General features: G+C 38.8%; 1 protein-coding gene. It reads left to right on the top strand.

Going from position 1 to position 1125, the window contains the following annotated elements:
* A partial coding sequence (locus HCB45_RS15130; RefSeq protein WP_185620453.1) for a leucine-rich repeat domain-containing protein occupies nucleotides 1-1125 on the top strand: 1125 nt, incomplete at both ends.

Genomic DNA, 1125 nt, shown 5'->3' with positions numbered 1-1125 from the left:
ATTAGCCACAGAAATGAATGCAGCTGATTCACAAGCAATAGGGGCAAGTGAGTCAGGGGAAGAAGTACCAGAGAATGTAGTGGAAGCCGAGGGGGAAATAAAGGCAACAGAGGAAGAGGAAATTGTTTCGGGTGAAACGCCTTCTCCGAAGCCACAGGAAGAAAAAGAGTCTCCTGTAATAAAGCCTAACAATGGAAAGACTACTGCTAACAAAGAGAAAAAAGAAACCACTTCGAAGACAGAAAGAAATTGGGAAGAAGCAAGACCCATTAGTGAGATATTTCCAGATCCTAATGTAGCGAGAGAAGTGCAACGGGTGTTAGGAAAGGATTCTGTGGATGAAGAGATAACGCAAAGCGATTTAGATGCTATTTATGATATTAATTTTAGGGATGTAAGGGATGCGACAGGGATAGAACGTTTAACTAATTTAGCTTATTTGTCCATAGTTGGTGAAGACCTTTATCTGGATGCCAATGTGGTGGCTGGTATGTCTAGCTTAGAACATTTATATGTAATAAATTGTAATATGGTAGATATAAGTCCGTTAGCCTATCTAGAGAATCTAACTGCTTTAGATATTAGTCTGAATCAAATAAGTGATTTGACTTCGTTGGCGAACTTAACTAACTTGACTTATTTGAGAATAGCAGGAAATCAAATAAGTGATTTAACCCCGTTAGCTGGTTTGACTCAGTTGATTGATTTGGATGTATCCAATAACCAGATTAGCGATGTGAGTCCACTAGCAGATTTGACGAACATACTCTATCTAGAGGTAAGTAGGAATCAAATAAGCGATATTAGCTCCTTAGCAGAAATTGCAAGAAATATGGGAGATGATCCATATAGTCATATCTATGCAGGTGAGCAAGAAATTAGACAACCAGCGATAAATTGGTCTGAAGTGATAAAGGTGCCAAACATTGTAACACATGTAGATGGTAATTTAGTGGCACCAGAAGTTGTTGTTGATGGGAGATATGAAGAAGCGGAGCTTGTATGGGAAGGATTGCCTAATGAATATCAAGAGCTTATTTATGCATGGATGATGGAGAGCTACTCTCCTTATATAAGTTTTTCAGGAGAAGTGCGTATGGATGTTGAACCTATAGATGAACCTGG

Source organism: Listeria farberi (genome assembly GCF_014229245.1).
Classification (GTDB): Bacteria; Bacillota; Bacilli; order Lactobacillales; family Listeriaceae; genus Listeria; species Listeria farberi.
The sequence above is the reverse complement of the archived record's forward strand: the minus strand, read 5'-3'. Positions and strand labels throughout refer to the sequence as shown.